This window comes from Streptomyces sp. NPDC005878 (genome assembly GCF_040629815.1).
GTDB lineage: Bacteria > Actinomycetota > Actinomycetes > Streptomycetales > Streptomycetaceae > Streptomyces.
Genome location: NZ_JBEXWK010000009.1, coordinates 1 through 14890 on the forward strand (window position 1 = coordinate 1; position 14890 = coordinate 14890).

Genomic DNA, 14890 nt, shown 5'->3' on the forward strand with positions numbered 1-14890 from the left:
CGCGGCTCCAATTCTCGCTGGCTCACGGGCACGCGGCAACGAGCAAATGGACCAGCTGACTGGAATCGGAGGGTATGACGCTCATATCCCTGCCCAGCCGCGCCCCCGCTCACGCCCCGGCCCCGCCGGTCATCCCTGGACGGCGAGGACCAGCGGAAACACCCCCTGCGCACCCGCCCGGCGCAGCAGCCGGGCCGCCACCGCCAGCGTCCAGCCGGTGTCCGCCCGGTCGTCCACCAGCAGCACCGGGCCGCCCGCCTCCCGCACCGCACGGGCCACCTCGTCCGGCACCGTGAACGCGTGGTGCAGGGCGCGCACCCGCTGGGCGCTGTTGGACGCCGGAACCCGGGACCCGGCGGCCTCCTCCCCGTACTCGACGCGGCCGAGCAGCGGCATGCGGCCGATCTCCGCGATCCGGGCGCCCAGCGACTCCACGAGCCGGGGGCGGGTGAGCGAGGCGACCGTGACCACCCCGGCCGGCCGGGGCGGAGCGTCGGGGGAGCCGGAGGCCCAGCCGCCGGGGCCCTTGGCCCAGTCCGCCAGGACCGTCACCACGGCGTCGACCACATCGTCCGGAACCGGTCCGTCGGGGCTCTGGGGGGCGAGCATGGGCCGCAGCCGGTTGCCCCAGCCGATGTCCGAGAGACGGCCGAGCGCCCGGCCCGCGAAGGCCTGTTCGCCGGCGGGGATACGGCCCTTGAGGTCCACGCCGACCGCCGCGAGCCCGGTCGGCCACATCTTGCGGGGCTCGATCTCGACCCCCGGCCGGGTGAGCTCGCCCCTGGCCGCCTCCAGCGCCGTCCCCGAGACACCGGCCGTGAAGCGGGCGCCCGCGCAGTTGTCGCAGCGCCCGCAGGGGGCCGCCTCCTCGTCGTCGAGCTGGCGCCGCAGGAACTCCATCCGGCAGCCCGTCGCCGAGGCGTAGTCCCGCATCGCCTGCTGTTCGGCCTCCCGCTGGCGGGCCACCCACGCGTACCTCTCCGCGTCGTACACCCACGGCTCGCCGGTGGACGTCCAGCCGCCCTTGACGCGGTGGACCGCGCCGTCCACGTCGAGGACCTTGAGCATGGTCTCCAGTCGGGTGCGCCGCAGCTCCACCAGCGGCTCCAGGGCGGGCAGCGACAGCGGGCGCTCCGCCCGCGCCAGCACGTCCAGGGTGCGGCGGACCTGCTCCTCGGGCGGGAAGGCCACCGAGGCGAAGTACTTCCAGATCGCCTCGTCCTCCTTGCCCGGCAGCAGCAGCACCTCCGCGTGCTCCACCCCGCGGCCCGCGCGGCCCACCTGCTGGTAGTAGGCGATCGGGGAGGAGGGCGAGCCCAGGTGGACCACGAAGCCGAGGTCCGGCTTGTCGAAGCCCATGCCGAGCGCGGAGGTGGCGACGAGCGCCTTGACCCGGTTGGCCAGCAGGTCGTCCTCGGCCTGCTGGCGGTCTGCGTTCTCCGTGCGGCCCGTGTAGGAGGCGACCGTGTGGTTGCACTGGCGCAGATACGCGGTGACCTCCTCGGCGGCGGCGACCGTCAGCGTGTAGATGATCCCGGAGCCCGGCAGCTCGTCCAGGTGGTCGGCGAGCCAGGCCAGCCGGTGCGCCGCGTCCGGCAGCGACAGCACGTTCAGACTCAGACTCTCGCGGTCCAGGGGGCCGCGCAGCACCAGCGCGTCGGTGTCCGCGCCCGTCCCCAGCTGCTCCGCCACGTCGGCCGTCACGCGCGCGTTGGCCGTCGCCGTCGTCGCCAGGACCGGGACGCCCGGGGGGAGCTCGGCGAGCATGGTGCGCAGCCTGCGGTAGTCCGGGCGGAAGTCGTGGCCCCAGTCCGAGATGCAGTGCGCCTCGTCGACCACGAGCAGACCGGTGGCCGCCGACAGCTTGGGCAGCACCTCGTCGCGGAAGTCCGGGTTGTTGAGGCGCTCGGGGCTCACCAGCAGGACGTCGACCTCGCCGGCGGCCACCTCGGCCTGGACGGTCTCCCACTCCTCGGTGTTCGAGGAGTTGATCGTGCGGGCGCGGATGCCCGCGCGGGCGGCGGCCTCCACCTGGTTGCGCATCAGGGCGAGCAGCGGGGAGACGATCACGGTGGGGCCGCTGCCGCGCTCGCGCAGCAGCGAGGTCGCCACGAAGTACACCGCGGACTTGCCCCAGCCGGTGCGCTGGACGACCAGCGCCCGGCGCCCCTCGGCGACGAGCGCCTCGATGGCGCGCCACTGGTCCTCGCGCAGCCGGGCCGCCCCCGTGGGGTCGCCGACGAGGCGGGCCAGGACGGCGTCGGCCCGGGTGCGCAGATCCGTGGTGCTCGTGTCGTTCATGCCCCCATACAACAGGACACCTCTGACATCCGGCCCGCCCGAGGGCGCCCGCCGGGCGCGCGGCGCCCCCGGGAGCGGGCCGCTACGGCGTGTGCTTCGAGCGCAGACCGTCGAGCACGATGTCGATGTAGCGCCGCCAGTCCCCGCTGCGGCGGTGCACGATCGAGGTGAGGCCGCAGGTCAGGGCGAGGATGTCGGCGCCGGCGATGTCGGTGCGGATGGAGCCGGCCGCCTGGCCCTTGCCGACCAGGTCCACCAGCTCGGCCTCCAGGTCGGCGCGCATGGTGCTGGGCGGTCCCTCGGAGCCGAGCGTGCCGCCGATGACGCTGGCGAAGCCCCGGTCGCGCGCCTCCACCTCGCCGACCCGGGTGAGCAGCATCTGGAGCGCCTCAAGGGGCTCGGCCGACTCGCGGCACACCGTGCGGTAGTACGTGAGGATCTCGCCGAAGCGCTGCTGGGAGGCCGCCACGACCATCGCTTCCTTGGTGGGGAAGTGACGGTAGAGCGTGCCCACGCCGACCTCGGCGTGCCGGGCCACCTCGTCCATGGACACGTTGGCGCCGCGTTCCGCGAAGAGCTCGCGCGCGGCGTTCAGGACCCGGGCCCGGTTGCGCTCCGCGTCAGCCCGGAGCCGGCGGCCACCGCTCTCACTGACCGGCGTTGACGTTGGCATACGGAACCTCCCTCCGTTTGACTCTACTATGCCCTGCCTCCCCACACTGAACCAGCCCCGACTTCACGCCAGTTGGGGTATGCGGTTCGCAGTTGCCCAGTCGGTTCCCCAGGTGGACCCCGGGTGTTGACAATGGCCTGGTAGCTGCCGTGAGACGGAAGGACGAACACGATGTCGTTGCCCCTGGGGCGTACGAGTGCGCCGGAGGTGTCGGCGTCGGTGGAGGCATTCCTGACGGAGCCGCACATCGGCGTACTGACCACGATCCGGCCCGACGGGTCCCCGCACGTGGCACCGGTGCGGTTCACCTGGGACGCGGAGGCGGGACTCGCCCGGGTGATGACGGTGTCCACCTCCCGCAAGGCCCGCAACCTGGTCGCGGCGCCGGGCTCCCGGGTCGCCATCTGCCAGGTGGCGGGGTTCAGTTGGGTCACCCTGGAGGGCACGGCCACGGTCCAGGACGCGCCCGCGCGGGTCACCGAGGGCGCGCGCCGCTACACCCGGCGCTACCGCTCGGGCCCGCCGAACCCGCCCGGCCGCGTGGTGGTCGAGATCCGGGTCGACCGGGTGATGAGCCTCAACGTGTAGGGAACGACGCACGCGAGGGCGCGCGGGACGACGACGAGCGCGGCGGTACGGGAAGCCTCCTTCCCGTACCGCCGCGCTCGTCCCGTGTCGCGGGTCTCAGCCCTTGCGGGGCGGGGTGCCGGTCACCCAGATCATGCGCAGCGACAGCAGGCTCAGCCGCCAGCCGTCCGGGGTGCGCCGGGCCTCGGCGCTCACCAGGCTCCCGTTGGCGAATATCGGGTCGCGCTCGGCGTCCTCCGGATGGTCGGAGGGGTGGTGCACATGGGTGGAGACGATGTTGGCGCGCAGCGTCGCCCGGTCTCCGTCGATCTCGACCACGGCGGGCGAGTTGATGTGCTGGGTGCGGGCGAAGGCCGCGAGGGCGGTGCTGTGGTACTCGGCGAGGCCCGCGATCCCCTCGTGCCGGCTCATCGGGAACTCCACGACGGCGTCCTCGGTGAAGAGCCCCCGGGCCCAGGCGTCGTCGAGCTTGTCGTCGTCCAGATTGATCAGGTAGCGGTCGAGCAGTCCCGCGACATCGGCGGTGGATCGGCTTGAGGTCATGGTTGAGGATGACGCCGGAACAGGCCTCTGACCAAGACTCCTTGTAGCAGAGTTGACGTACTTGTCAAAGGCCTGTACTAGCAGCTATTTACGCTCACCGGGGCCCTCGGGATACTGGAGAAACGCCAGTCGGAAGAGGGTAGATGGATAACTTTGACGCGGACGTAATTATCGCGGGAGCCGGCCCCACAGGACTCATGCTCGCAGGCGAACTGCGCCTGAACGGCGTGTCCGTGATTGTCGTCGACCGCCTTGCCGAGCCGATACAGCAGTCGCGTGCGCTGGGATTCTCCGCGCGGACCATCGAGGAATTCGGCCAGCGCGGGCTGCTGGAGCGATTCGGTGGCGTGGACGTCATTCCGGTCGGCCATTTCGGCGGAGTGTCCATCGATTACCGGTTGGTCGAGGGCGGCTCCTACGGGGCCCGGGGCATCCCCCAGTCGCGCACCGAGGGCGTGCTGGCCGGCTGGGCCGGGCAGCTGGGCGCCGAGGTCCGCCGCGGGGTCGAGGTCACCGGTCTGGAGGACGGCGCCGACGGGGTCACCGTGGAGGTGACCACGCCCGAGGGGCAGGCCACCCTGCGCGGCCGCTACCTGGTGGGCGCGGACGGCGCCCGCAGCGCGGTGCGCAAGCTCGCGGGCATCGACTTCCCCGGCACCGACCCGGCCATCGAGCTGCGGTTCGCCGACATCAGCGGGGTGCCGCTGCGCCCGCGCTTCAGCGGGGAGCGGGTGCCCGGCGGCATGGTCATGGTGCTGCCGCTCGGCCCAGAGCGCTGCCGGATCGTCTACTTCGACCGGAGCGAGCCGCTCCGCAAGAGCCCGGACCCGATCACCTTCGACGAGGTGGCCGAGGCGTTCAAGCGCTTGTCCGGCGAGGACATCAGCGGCGCCACGGTGCACTGGGTCTCCACCACCACCGATGTGAGCCGCCAGGCCGCCGAGTACCGCAAGGGCCGGGTCTTCCTGGCCGGCGACGCCGCGCACATCCATCTGCCCATCGGCGCGCAGGGAATGAGCGCCGGCGTGCAGGACGCGGTGAACCTCGGCTGGAAGCTCGCCCTGGAGATCAAGGGACAGGCTCCCGAGGGCCTGCTCGACACGTACCACTCCGAGCGCCACCCGGTCGGCGCCCGGGTGCTCACCAACACCCTCGCCCAGCGGATCCTCTACCTGGGCGGCGACGAGATCACCCCGCTGCTCGACGTCTTCACCGAGCTCACCGAGTTCGAGGACGTCCAGAAGAAGCTGATCGGGATGGTCACCGGACTCGACATCCGCCACGACGTGGGCGAGGGCGACCATCCGCTCCTCGGCCGCCGTCTCAAGGACGAGGAACTGGTGGTCGACGGCGAGAAGACCACCAACTTCGAGCTGCTGGCGGCCGGCAAGGCCGTCCTGTTCGACCTCACCGACGACTCCCACCTGCGGTCGCTCGCCGCGGGCTGGGCCGACCGTATCACCACGGTCACCGCCGAGCAGCACGACTGCGACGCCGGTCTGGACGCCTTCCTGGTGCGCCCCGACGGCTACGTCGCCTGGGTCTCCCCCTCCGCTTCGCGCACGGAGGGGCTCGTCGACGCCCTCAACCGATGGTTCGGCCGGCCCAACTGAGCAGGGCCCGACGCCCGGTTCTCTCATACCCGTACCCCGAAGGAAGCGAAGAACATGCCCAAGATCTCCAGCGATGACAAGCACCTCACCGTCCTCAACCTCTTCTCCACGGACGCCCCGGAGAAGCAGGAGGGTCTGCTCGGCGCGATGCGCGAGATCGTCGACGCGGCGGCCTACCCGGGCTGGATGTCCTCCACCGTGCACGCCGGTGTGGACAAGCCGGGCACGGCCAACTTCATCCAGTGGCGCAGCCGCGCCGACCTGGAGGACCGCTACGACGGCGAGGAGTTCAAGCACCGCACGCTCCCGCTCTTCGGCGAGCTGACCACCTCCATCCGGCTGCTCCAGAACGAGATCGCGTACTCCCAGACCAAGTCGGGCGGGGACGTCGAGATCTCCCCGGAGCGCTCCGACTACACCGTGATCGCCGTCTTCGGTGTCGAGGAGAAGAACCAGGACGCCCTGGTGGACGCGCTCGGCCCGTCGATGAAGTTCCTCAGCGACGTTCCCGGCTACGTCTCCCACACGGTCCTCAGGGGTGTCGCCGCCCGCGGCCTGGAGGGCTCCTTCGTGGTCTCCTACTCGCAGTGGGAGAGCAAGGAGGCGTTCGACGCCTACCAGGCCGTCGCGCAGGACGACAAGCCCGCCGCCCGGCTGGACGCGGAGAAGCGCACCGGCTCGCTCCTGACGTCGGTGGACTCCAACACCTACCGGGTCGTCCACACCCGCGCCGCCGGCCAGTAAAACCCGGCGCGAAAACGCACCACCGCACCTCACGAAACGCCCGGCTCCGTTTATGGAGCCGGGCGTTCCGGCATTTCCGGCCCGGTCGCGCCCACAAGACGCTCCGGTCCGCCACCTGACGGCACCTGACGCCGACGTGACAATTACGCACCGCCCCGCTGCTCTTCGTTGCGTGTTCTCTGACATGGCTGCGGTGTATTTGCGGAACCTGACCGAACCGGACGTAGACCTGAACCGGGGCGCCTTGAACGGCGAGCGGGATCAGAAGACCCTTGAATACATGATCCGGGGCGTGGTTCGCCACCGCTGATCTCCTCGCTCAACTCCCGTTCATGGCCCTCCTGTCCGGGCGCGTCCGACGTCGTACGCGCCGGGAGCCGGGCCAGTGCCGGATCAACCGCAACCGCTGAGGAGCGAAAACGTATGCACAGCACGCTGATCGTCGCCCGCATGGAACCCGGTTCGAGCACCGACGTCGCCAAGCTGTTCGCCGAGTTCGACGCGACGGACATGCCGCACCGGATGGGGACGCGGCGCCGCCAGCTGTTCTCCTACCGGGGCCTCTACTTCCACCTCCAGGACTTCGACGTGGACAACGGCGGTCAGCTGATCGAGGCCGCCAAGAACGACCCGCGGTTCGTCGGGATCAGCGAGGACCTCAAGCCGTTCATCCAGGCGTACGACCCGGCCACCTGGCGCTCACCCGCCGACGCCATGGCCGCGCGCTTCTACAACTGGGAGGCGGGCGCGTGACAACGCCTCGCAGGGTCGTCATCACGGGGATGGAGGTGCTCGCCCCGGGTGGAATCGGCACCAAGAACTTCTGGAGCCTCCTCAGCGAGGGCCGCACGGCGACGCGTGGGATCACCTTCTTCGACCCCACGCCGTTCCGCTCCCGGGTGGCGGCCGAGATCGACTTCGATCCGTACGAGCACGGCCTGAGCCCGCAGGAGGTCCGGCGCATGGACCGCGCCGGGCAGTTCGCCGTCGTCGCCTCGCGCGGCGCGGTCGCCGACAGCGGCCTGGAGCTGGGGGCCCTCGACCCGTACCGGATCGGTGTCACCGTCGGCAGCGCGGTCGGCGCGACCATGGGCCTCGACGAGGAGTACCGGGTCGTCAGCGACGGCGGCCGGCTCGACCTGGTCGACCACGAGTACGCCGTCCCGCACCTCTACAACCACCTCGTGCCGAGCTCCTTCGCGGCCGAGGTCGCCTGGGCGGTCGGCGCCGAGGGCCCCAGCACCGTGGTCTCCACCGGCTGCACCTCCGGCATCGACTCCGTCGGCTACGCCGTCGAGCTGATCCGCGAGGGCTCCGCCGACGTCATGATCGCCGGTTCCTCGGACGCGCCGATCTCGCCGATCACCATGGCGTGCTTCGACGCGATCAAGGCGACGACCAACCGCCACGACGAGCCGGAGACGGCCTCGCGCCCCTTCGACAACTCGCGCAACGGCTTCGTCCTCGGCGAGGGCACCGCCTTCTTCGTCCTGGAGGAGCTGGAGAGCGCCCGGCGGCGCGGCGCCCACATCTACGCGGAGATCGCCGGCTACGCCACGCGCTCCAACGCGTACCACATGACCGGACTGCGCCCCGACGGCGCGGAGATGGCCGAGGCGATCCGCGTGGCGCTCGACGAGGCGCGGATGAACGGCGACCAGATCGACTACGTCAACGCCCACGGCTCCGGCACCAAGCAGAACGACCGCCACGAGACGGCGGCCGTCAAGCGCAGCCTCGGGGACCACGCGTACCGGATCCCGATGAGCTCCATCAAGTCGATGGTGGGCCACTCGCTGGGCGCGATCGGCTCGATCGAGATCGCCGCCTCGGCGCTCGCCATGGAGTACAACGTCGTACCCCCCACGGCGAACCTGCACACGCCCGACCCGGAGTGCGACCTGGACTACGTCCCGCTCACGGCCCGCGACCAGCGGACCGACGCGGTGCTCTCGGTCGGCAGCGGCTTCGGTGGATTCCAGAGCGCCGTGGTGCTCGCCCGTCCCGAGAGGAACCTCGCATGACGTCGTCCGTGGTGGTCACCGGCCTGGGGGTGGCGTCCCCCAACGGGCTCGGCATCCAGGACTACTGGGCGGCGACCGTCGGTGGCAAGAGCGGCATCGGCCGCATCACCCGCTTCGACCCGTCGTCCTACCCGGCCAAGCTGGCCGGCGAGGTCCCCGGCTTCGTCGCCGAGGACCTGCTGCCGAGCCGGCTGCTGCCGCAGACCGACCGGGTGACCCGCCTCGCGCTGGTCGCGACCGACTGGGCGCTCGCCGACGCGGGCATCACCCCCTCCGAACTGCCCGAGTTCGACATGGGCGTGGTGACCGCGAGCGCGGCCGGCGGATTCGAGTTCGGCCAGAACGAGCTCCAGGCCCTGTGGTCCAAGGGCAGCCAGTACGTCTCGGCGTACCAGTCCTTCGCCTGGTTCTACGCGGTCAACAGCGGCCAGATCTCCATCCGCAACGGGATGAAGGGCCCGAGCGGCGTGGTCGTCAGCGACCAGGCCGGCGGCCTCGACGCCGTGGCGCAGGCCCGCCGCCAGATCCGCAAGGGCACCGCGCTGATCGTCTCCGGCGCCATCGACGCCTCGGTCTGCCCGTGGGGCTGGGTGGCGCAGCTGGCCAGCGACCGGCTCTCCACCAGCGAGGAGCCGAACCGCGCCTACCTGCCCTTCGACCGCGAGGCCGCGGGGTACGTGCCCGGCGAGGGCGGCGCGATCCTGATCATGGAGGACGCCGAGTCGGCCCGCGCCCGCGGCGCCCGGATCTACGGCGAGGTCGCCGGCTACGGCTCGACCATCGACCCCAGGGCCGGCTCCGGCCGTCCGCCGGGCCTGCGCAAGGCCATCGAACTCGCCCTGGCCGACGCGGGGGTCGCCCCGGGCGACGTGGACGTGGTCTTCGCCGATGCGGCCGCCGACCCGGAGCTCGACCGGCAGGAGGCCGAGGCGATCAACGCGGTCTTCGGTACCCGGGGGGTCGCGGTCACCGCGCCCAAGACGATGACCGGACGGCTCTACTCGGGCGCGGCACCCCTGGACCTGGCCGCCGCGTTCCTCGCCATCAAGGACGGCCTGATCCCGCCGACCGTCCACACCGACCCCGCCGCCGAGTACGACCTGGACCTGGTCCTGGGGGAGCCGCGCACCGCCGAGGTGCGCACCGCCCTGGTCCTGGCCCGCGGTTACGGGGGCTTCAACTCGGCCGTGGTCGTCCGCGCCTAGCGCTCCGCGGTACCGCCCCAGACATCCGGCAACGCCGTACACCTAAGAAAGGGAAACCCCACATGGCCACCACGTTCACCCTCGACGACCTCAAGCGCATCCTCCTCGAGGCAGCGGGCGCCGACGAGGGCGTCGACCTGGACGGCGACATCCTGGACACCGAGTTCGAGGTCCTGGGCTACGAGTCGCTCGCCCTGCTGGAGACGGGCGGCCGGATCGAGCGTGAGTACGGCATCTCGCTGGACGACGACGCGCTGACCGACGCCACCACCCCGCGCGCCCTCATCGAGGTCGTCAACGCCCAGCTCTCCTCCGCGTCCGCCGCCTGAGCCTTTCGACAAGGAAGAACGACATGACCGAGAACACCGCACGGGTCGCACTGGTGACGGGTGCCACGAGCGGCATCGGGCTCTCCGTGGCCCGGCTGCTCGCCTCCCAGGGGCACCGCGTCTTCATCGGCGCGCGCAACGCCGACAACGTCGCCGAGACCGTCAAGCAGCTCCAGGGCGAGGGCTTCGAGGCCGACGGCTCGGCGCTCGACGTCACCGACGCCGCCAGCGTCAAGGCCTTCGTGCAGTCGGCCGTCGACCGCTTCGGCACCGTCGACGTGCTGGTCAACAACGCCGGCCGGTCGGGCGGCGGGGTGACCGCCGACATCGAGGACGAGCTGTGGGACGCCGTCATCGACACCAACCTGAACAGCGTCTTCCGGGTGACCCGCGAGGTGCTGAACACCGGCGGCATGCGCCACAAGGACCGCGGCCGGATCATCAACATCGCCTCCACCGCCGGCAAGCAGGGCGTCGTGCTCGGCGCCCCCTACTCGGCCTCCAAGCACGGCGTGGTCGGCTTCACCAAGGCGCTCGGCAACGAGCTCGCCCCCACCGGCATCACGGTCAACGCCGTCTGCCCGGGGTACGTCGAGACGCCGATGGCCCAGCGCGTGCGCCAGGGCTACGCGGCCGCCTACTCCACCTCCGAGGACGCGATCCTGGAGAAGTTCCAGGCCAAGATCCCGCTCGGCCGCTACTCCACCCCGGACGAGGTCGCCGGTCTGGTCGGCTACCTCGCCTCCGACACCGCCGCCTCCATCACCGCGCAGGCGCTCAACGTCTGCGGCGGACTCGGCAACTTCTGATCCGCCACGTACCCGAAGGAGCAGCGGATATGACGACCCGTGAGGTCGAGCACGAGATCACCATCGACGCCCCCGCCGCAGCGGTGTACCGGCTGCTGGCGGAGGTGACCAACTGGCCGCGGATCTTCCCGCCCACCATCTACGTGGACCAGGTCGGGGAGAACGGCAACCACGAGCGCATCCGGATCTGGGCCACCGCCAACGGCGAGGCCAAGAACTGGACCTCGCACCGCGAGCTGGACCCCGAGGCCCTGCGGATCACCTTCCGCCAGGAGGTCACCACGCCTCCGGTCGCGGCGATGGGCGGCACCTGGATCATCGAGACCCTGGGGGAGAACTCCTCGCGGGTCCGGCTGCTCCACGACTACCGGGCCATCGACGACGACCCCGAGGGCCTGGCCTGGATCGACGAGGCCGTCGACAAGAACAGCCGCTCGGAGCTGGCCGCGCTCAAGCAGAACGTCGAACTGGCCCACGCGACCGAGGAGGTGACGTTCTCGTTCACCGACACCGTCATCGTCCAGGGCTCGCCCAAGGACCTGTTCGACTTCATCAACGAGGCGGACCGGTGGTCCGAGCGGCTGCCGCACGTGGCCGTGGTCCGGCTGACCGAGGACACCCCCGGGCTCCAGACCCTGGAGATGGACACCCGCGCCAAGGACGGCTCGGTGCACACCACCAAGTCGTACCGGGTGACCTTCCCGAACTACAAGATCGCGTACAAGCAGGTCACGCTGCCCGCGCTGATGACCCTGCACACCGGGATCTGGACGTTCGAGGAGACCCCCGAGGGCACGGCCGCCTCCTCGCAGCACACCGTCACCCTCAACACGGACAACATCGCGAAGATCCTCGGCCCCGAGGCCACCGTCGCGGACGCCCGTGAGTACGTGCACACCGCGCTGTCGACCAACAGCACGGCCACGCTCAACCACGCCAAGACGTACGCCGAGTCGAAGGGCTGAACCGGAGATGACCACCACGGACCGCCTCGACACCCAGGTCGTCGTCGTCGGCGCCGGCCCCGTCGGGCTCCTGCTCGCCGGTGAGCTGCGCCTCGGCGGCGCCGAGGTGGTCGTCCTGGAACAGCGGGCCGCTCCCACCACGGAGTCGAGGGCCTCCACGCTGCACGCCCGCACCATGGAGCTCCTCGACAGCCGCGGCCTGCTCGGTGTCTTCGGGACGCCGCCGAACGAGCCGCGCGGCCACTTCGGCGGCATCCCCATGGACCTCACCCTGCCCAGCCCCTTCCCGGGGCAGTGGAAGATGCCCCAGACCCGGTCCGAGGCCCTGCTCCAGGAGTGGGCGCTCTCGCTCGGCGTGGACCTGCGGCGCGGCCACGAGCTGCGCGAGGTCGTCGACCGGGGCGAGTTCGTGGAGGCGACGGCGGCCGGGCCCGACGGCACGGTCGTGGTGCGCGGCGGCTTCCTCGTCGGGTGCGACGGCGAGGACTCCACCGTGCGCCGCCTCATCGGGGCCGAGTTCCCCGGCAACGACGCCGGCCGCGAGCTGCTGCGGGCGGACGTGGCCGGGGTCACCATCCCCAACCGCCGCTTCGAGCGGCTCCCGGCCGGGCTCGCCATCGCCGCGACCCGGGACGGGGTGACCCGGGTGATGGTGCACGAGTTCGGCTCCCACGCCGAACCGCGCACCGCCGACCCGGAGTTCGGGGAGATCGCGGCGGTCTGGAAGCGCGTCACGGGCGAGGACATCAGCGGCGGGACCCCGCTGTGGGCGAACGCGTTCGGCGACGCCAACCGCCAGCTCACCCGCTACCGCCACGGCAGGATCCTGTTCGCCGGGGACGCGGCCCACCGCCAGATGCCCATCGGCGGCCAGGCCCTCAACCTGGGCCTCCAGGACGCCTTCAACCTCGGCTGGAAGCTCGCCCTGCACCTGGGCGGCGCGGCCCCCGAGGCCCTGCTCGACACGTACCACACCGAGCGCCACGAGGTCGGCCGGCGCGTCCTGTCCAACATCAGGGCGCAGGCCATGCTGCTGCTCGGCGGGCCCGAGGTCGAGCCGCTGCGCTCGGTCCTCACCGAGCTCCTCACCCACGACGACGTCCGGGCGCAACTCGCCGGGATGATCAGCGGTCTCGACATCCGCTACGACGTCGGCGGCCCCGGGCACCCGCTGCTCGGCGCCCGGCTGCCGGACACGGGCCTGACCACCGGCGAAGGCCCGGTGCACACGGCCCAGTTGCTGCGCACCGCACGCGGTGTGCTCCTCGATCTGTCCGGCGGCGGTGCGGCGCTGCCGGACACCTCCGGCTGGGCCGACCGGGTCACCGTGCTGCCCGCCGCGCCGGAGAAGGACGGCGCCCTCCAGGGTGCGGGCGCCGTCCTGGTCCGCCCCGACGGCCACGTGGCCTGGGCGGGCGCGCCGGACACCGACGGCGCCGGGCTGAGCGAGGCCCTGGAGCGCTGGTTCGGCCCCTCGCGCTGACTCACGCACCACCCCACCCCCGCGCACGACCGTACGACTCCCAGCAGGACAGGGAACCACCGGGCACGTCCAGGAAAGGGAACACTATGGAGGGGACAGCCGTGGACACCGATGTCATCATCGTCGGCGCGGGTCCGACCGGTCTGATGCTCGCCGGCGAGCTGCGCCTGGGCGGGGCACGGGTCGTCGTCGTCGAACGGCTGGCGAAGCCCACCGGGCAGTCCCGGGGCCTGGGCTTCACCGCCCGCGCCATGGAGATCTTCGACCAGCGCGGGCTGCTGCCCCGGTTCGGCCAGGGCGAGACGCTGGAGATCAGCCCCATGGGCCACTTCGGCGGTGTGCAGTTCGACTACACCGTCCTGGAGGACGGGCACTTCGGGGCGCGCGGCATCCCGCAGTACAAGACCGAGGCGGTCCTGGAGGAGTGGGCGCGGGAGCTGGGCGTCGACATCCGGCGCGGCTGGGAGTTCCTGGAGCTGACCGACGGCTTCCTGGACGGCGACGACGTCGAGATCACCGTCCAGACGCCCAACGCGGTACGCAAGCTGCGCGCCTCCTACCTGGTGGGCGCCGACGGCGGCCGGAGCGTGGTGCGCGAGGCCGCCGGATTCGACTTCCCCGGCACCTCCGCGACCCGGGCGATGTTCCTCGCCGACGTCACCGGCTGCGAGCTGCGCCCGCGCTTCCTGGGCGAGCGGCTCAACAACGGCATGGTGATGGCGGCCCCGCTCGCCCCGGGCGTGGACCGGATCATCGTCTGCCCCGACAACGCGCCCGCGCGCGACAGCGGCGAGTCGGTCTCCTTCGAGGAGGTCGCCGCGGCCTGGCAGTCGATCACCGGCGAGGACATCTCGCACGGCGGCGCCGAGTGGGTGAGCTTCTTCAGCGACGCCACCCGGCAGGCCTCGGAATACCGGCGCGGCCGGGTCCTGCTGGTCGGCGACGCCGCCCACATCCACCTCCCGGCCGGCGGCCAGGGCCTGAGCACCGGCGTCCAGGACGCGGCCAACCTCGGCTGGAAGCTGGCCGCGGAGGTCACCGGGACGGCGCCGGAGGGGCTGCTCGACACGTACCACGGCGAGCGCCACCCGGTGGGGGCGCGGCTGCTGATGAACACCCGCGCGCAGGGGATGGTCTTCCTCGGCGGCCCCGAGGCGGACCCGCTGCGCCAGCTCTTCGGTGAGCTCATCCAGTACGACGACGTCAAGCGGCATCTGGCGGGCATCGTCAGCGGTCTGGACATCCGGTACGAGCTGGGCGGCGGCCACCCGCTGGTGGGCCGGCGGATCCCGCCGCGCACGCTGGTCCTGGCGGACGCCGAGACCAGCACCACGGCGCTGCTGCACCCGGCTCGTGGGGTGCTGCTCGACCTGGGCGACTCCTCGGCCGTACGGGGCGCCGCCGCCGCGTGGCAGGGGCGGGTCGATGTCGTCACGGCCTCGGCCAAGCCGGTGGACGGCGGTACCGACCCGCTCGCGGGCGCGGGTGCCGTGCTCGTACGGCCCGACGGATACGTCGCCTGGGCCGGGGACGACGTCTCGGGCCTGGAGGCCGCCCTCGGGCAGTGGTTCGGTCCGGCGGGTTCGTGACGCGGGAGAGCTCGGTTCCGAAGG

At 71.8% G+C, this 14890-nt stretch carries 14 protein-coding genes; 11 read left to right on the forward strand and 3 right to left on the reverse strand.

Annotated elements, in window-relative coordinates:
• Nucleotides 1-129: 129 nt before the first annotated feature.
• Together ABZ404_RS16095 and ABZ404_RS16100 are read right to left on the reverse strand one after the other, a co-directional pair.
• Complete coding sequence (locus ABZ404_RS16095; protein ID WP_358836598.1) at nt 130-2301, reverse strand: RecQ family ATP-dependent DNA helicase; 2172 nt, start codon at nt 2299-2301, stop codon at nt 130-132.
• A gap of 82 nt (nt 2302-2383) precedes the next feature.
• Nucleotides 2384-2974: a helix-turn-helix domain-containing protein gene (locus ABZ404_RS16100; RefSeq protein WP_358836599.1), complete on the reverse strand. Its 591-nt coding sequence runs from the start codon at nt 2972-2974 to the stop codon at nt 2384-2386.
• A gap of 171 nt (nt 2975-3145) precedes the next feature.
• On the opposite strand from ABZ404_RS16100, the gene ABZ404_RS16105 reads away from it, so the two are divergent.
• Nucleotides 3146-3562: a PPOX class F420-dependent oxidoreductase gene (locus ABZ404_RS16105; RefSeq protein WP_358836600.1), complete on the forward strand. Its 417-nt coding sequence runs from the start codon at nt 3146-3148 to the stop codon at nt 3560-3562.
• Between the two features lie 96 nt (nt 3563-3658).
• Here ABZ404_RS16105 and ABZ404_RS16110 read toward each other — a convergent pair whose 3' ends face one another.
• Nucleotides 3659-4105 (reverse strand): nuclear transport factor 2 family protein, encoded by a 447-nt coding sequence (locus ABZ404_RS16110; RefSeq protein ID WP_358832631.1) that lies wholly within the window; start codon nt 4103-4105, stop codon nt 3659-3661.
• A 143-nt stretch (nt 4106-4248) separates the two neighbouring features.
• Here ABZ404_RS16110 and ABZ404_RS16115 point away from each other — a divergent pair, with 143 nt between their 5' ends.
• The 10 genes from ABZ404_RS16115 (at nt 4249) to ABZ404_RS16160 (ending at nt 14866) form a co-directional block, all read left to right on the forward strand.
• Nucleotides 4249-5718 carry an FAD-dependent monooxygenase gene (locus ABZ404_RS16115; protein WP_358832632.1) on the forward strand — a complete coding sequence of 490 codons (1470 nt, stop codon included), beginning with the start codon at nt 4249-4251 and terminating at the stop codon, nt 5716-5718.
• Between the two features lie 54 nt (nt 5719-5772).
• Nucleotides 5773-6462 (forward strand): antibiotic biosynthesis monooxygenase family protein, encoded by a 690-nt coding sequence (locus ABZ404_RS16120; RefSeq protein WP_358832633.1) that lies wholly within the window; start codon nt 5773-5775, stop codon nt 6460-6462.
• 423 nt (nt 6463-6885) lie between these two features.
• Complete coding sequence (locus ABZ404_RS16125) at nt 6886-7215, forward strand: TcmI family type II polyketide cyclase (protein WP_358832634.1); 330 nt, start codon at nt 6886-6888, stop codon at nt 7213-7215.
• Nucleotides 7212-8486 (forward strand): beta-ketoacyl-[acyl-carrier-protein] synthase family protein, encoded by a 1275-nt coding sequence (locus ABZ404_RS16130; protein WP_358832635.1) that lies wholly within the window; start codon nt 7212-7214, stop codon nt 8484-8486. Before ABZ404_RS16125 ends, ABZ404_RS16130 begins: the two co-directional genes overlap by 4 nt.
• Entirely contained in the window at nt 8483-9691 is a 1209-nt protein-coding gene (locus ABZ404_RS16135; RefSeq protein ID WP_358832636.1) for a ketosynthase chain-length factor, read from the forward strand. The genes ABZ404_RS16130 and ABZ404_RS16135 overlap by 4 nt, the downstream gene beginning before the upstream one ends.
• Before the next feature lie 62 nt (nt 9692-9753).
• Entirely contained in the window at nt 9754-10020 is a 267-nt protein-coding gene (locus ABZ404_RS16140; protein WP_358832637.1) for an acyl carrier protein, read from the forward strand.
• A 23-nt stretch (nt 10021-10043) separates the two neighbouring features.
• A complete protein-coding gene (fabG, locus tag ABZ404_RS16145; protein ID WP_358832638.1) occupies nt 10044-10829 on the forward strand; it encodes a 3-oxoacyl-ACP reductase FabG in 786 nt (261 codons plus the stop codon).
• 29 nt (nt 10830-10858) lie between these two features.
• Complete coding sequence (locus tag ABZ404_RS16150; RefSeq protein ID WP_358832639.1) at nt 10859-11794, forward strand: aromatase/cyclase; 936 nt, start codon at nt 10859-10861, stop codon at nt 11792-11794.
• A gap of 7 nt (nt 11795-11801) precedes the next feature.
• The gene (locus ABZ404_RS16155) at nt 11802-13277 is read left to right on the forward strand and encodes an FAD-dependent monooxygenase (protein ID WP_358832640.1); all 1476 of its coding nucleotides are present in this window, start codon (nt 11802-11804) and stop codon (nt 13275-13277) included.
• A gap of 86 nt (nt 13278-13363) precedes the next feature.
• Nucleotides 13364-14866 (forward strand): FAD-dependent monooxygenase, encoded by a 1503-nt coding sequence (locus ABZ404_RS16160; protein ID WP_358832641.1) that lies wholly within the window; start codon nt 13364-13366, stop codon nt 14864-14866.
• Nucleotides 14867-14890: the final 24 nt, after the last annotated feature.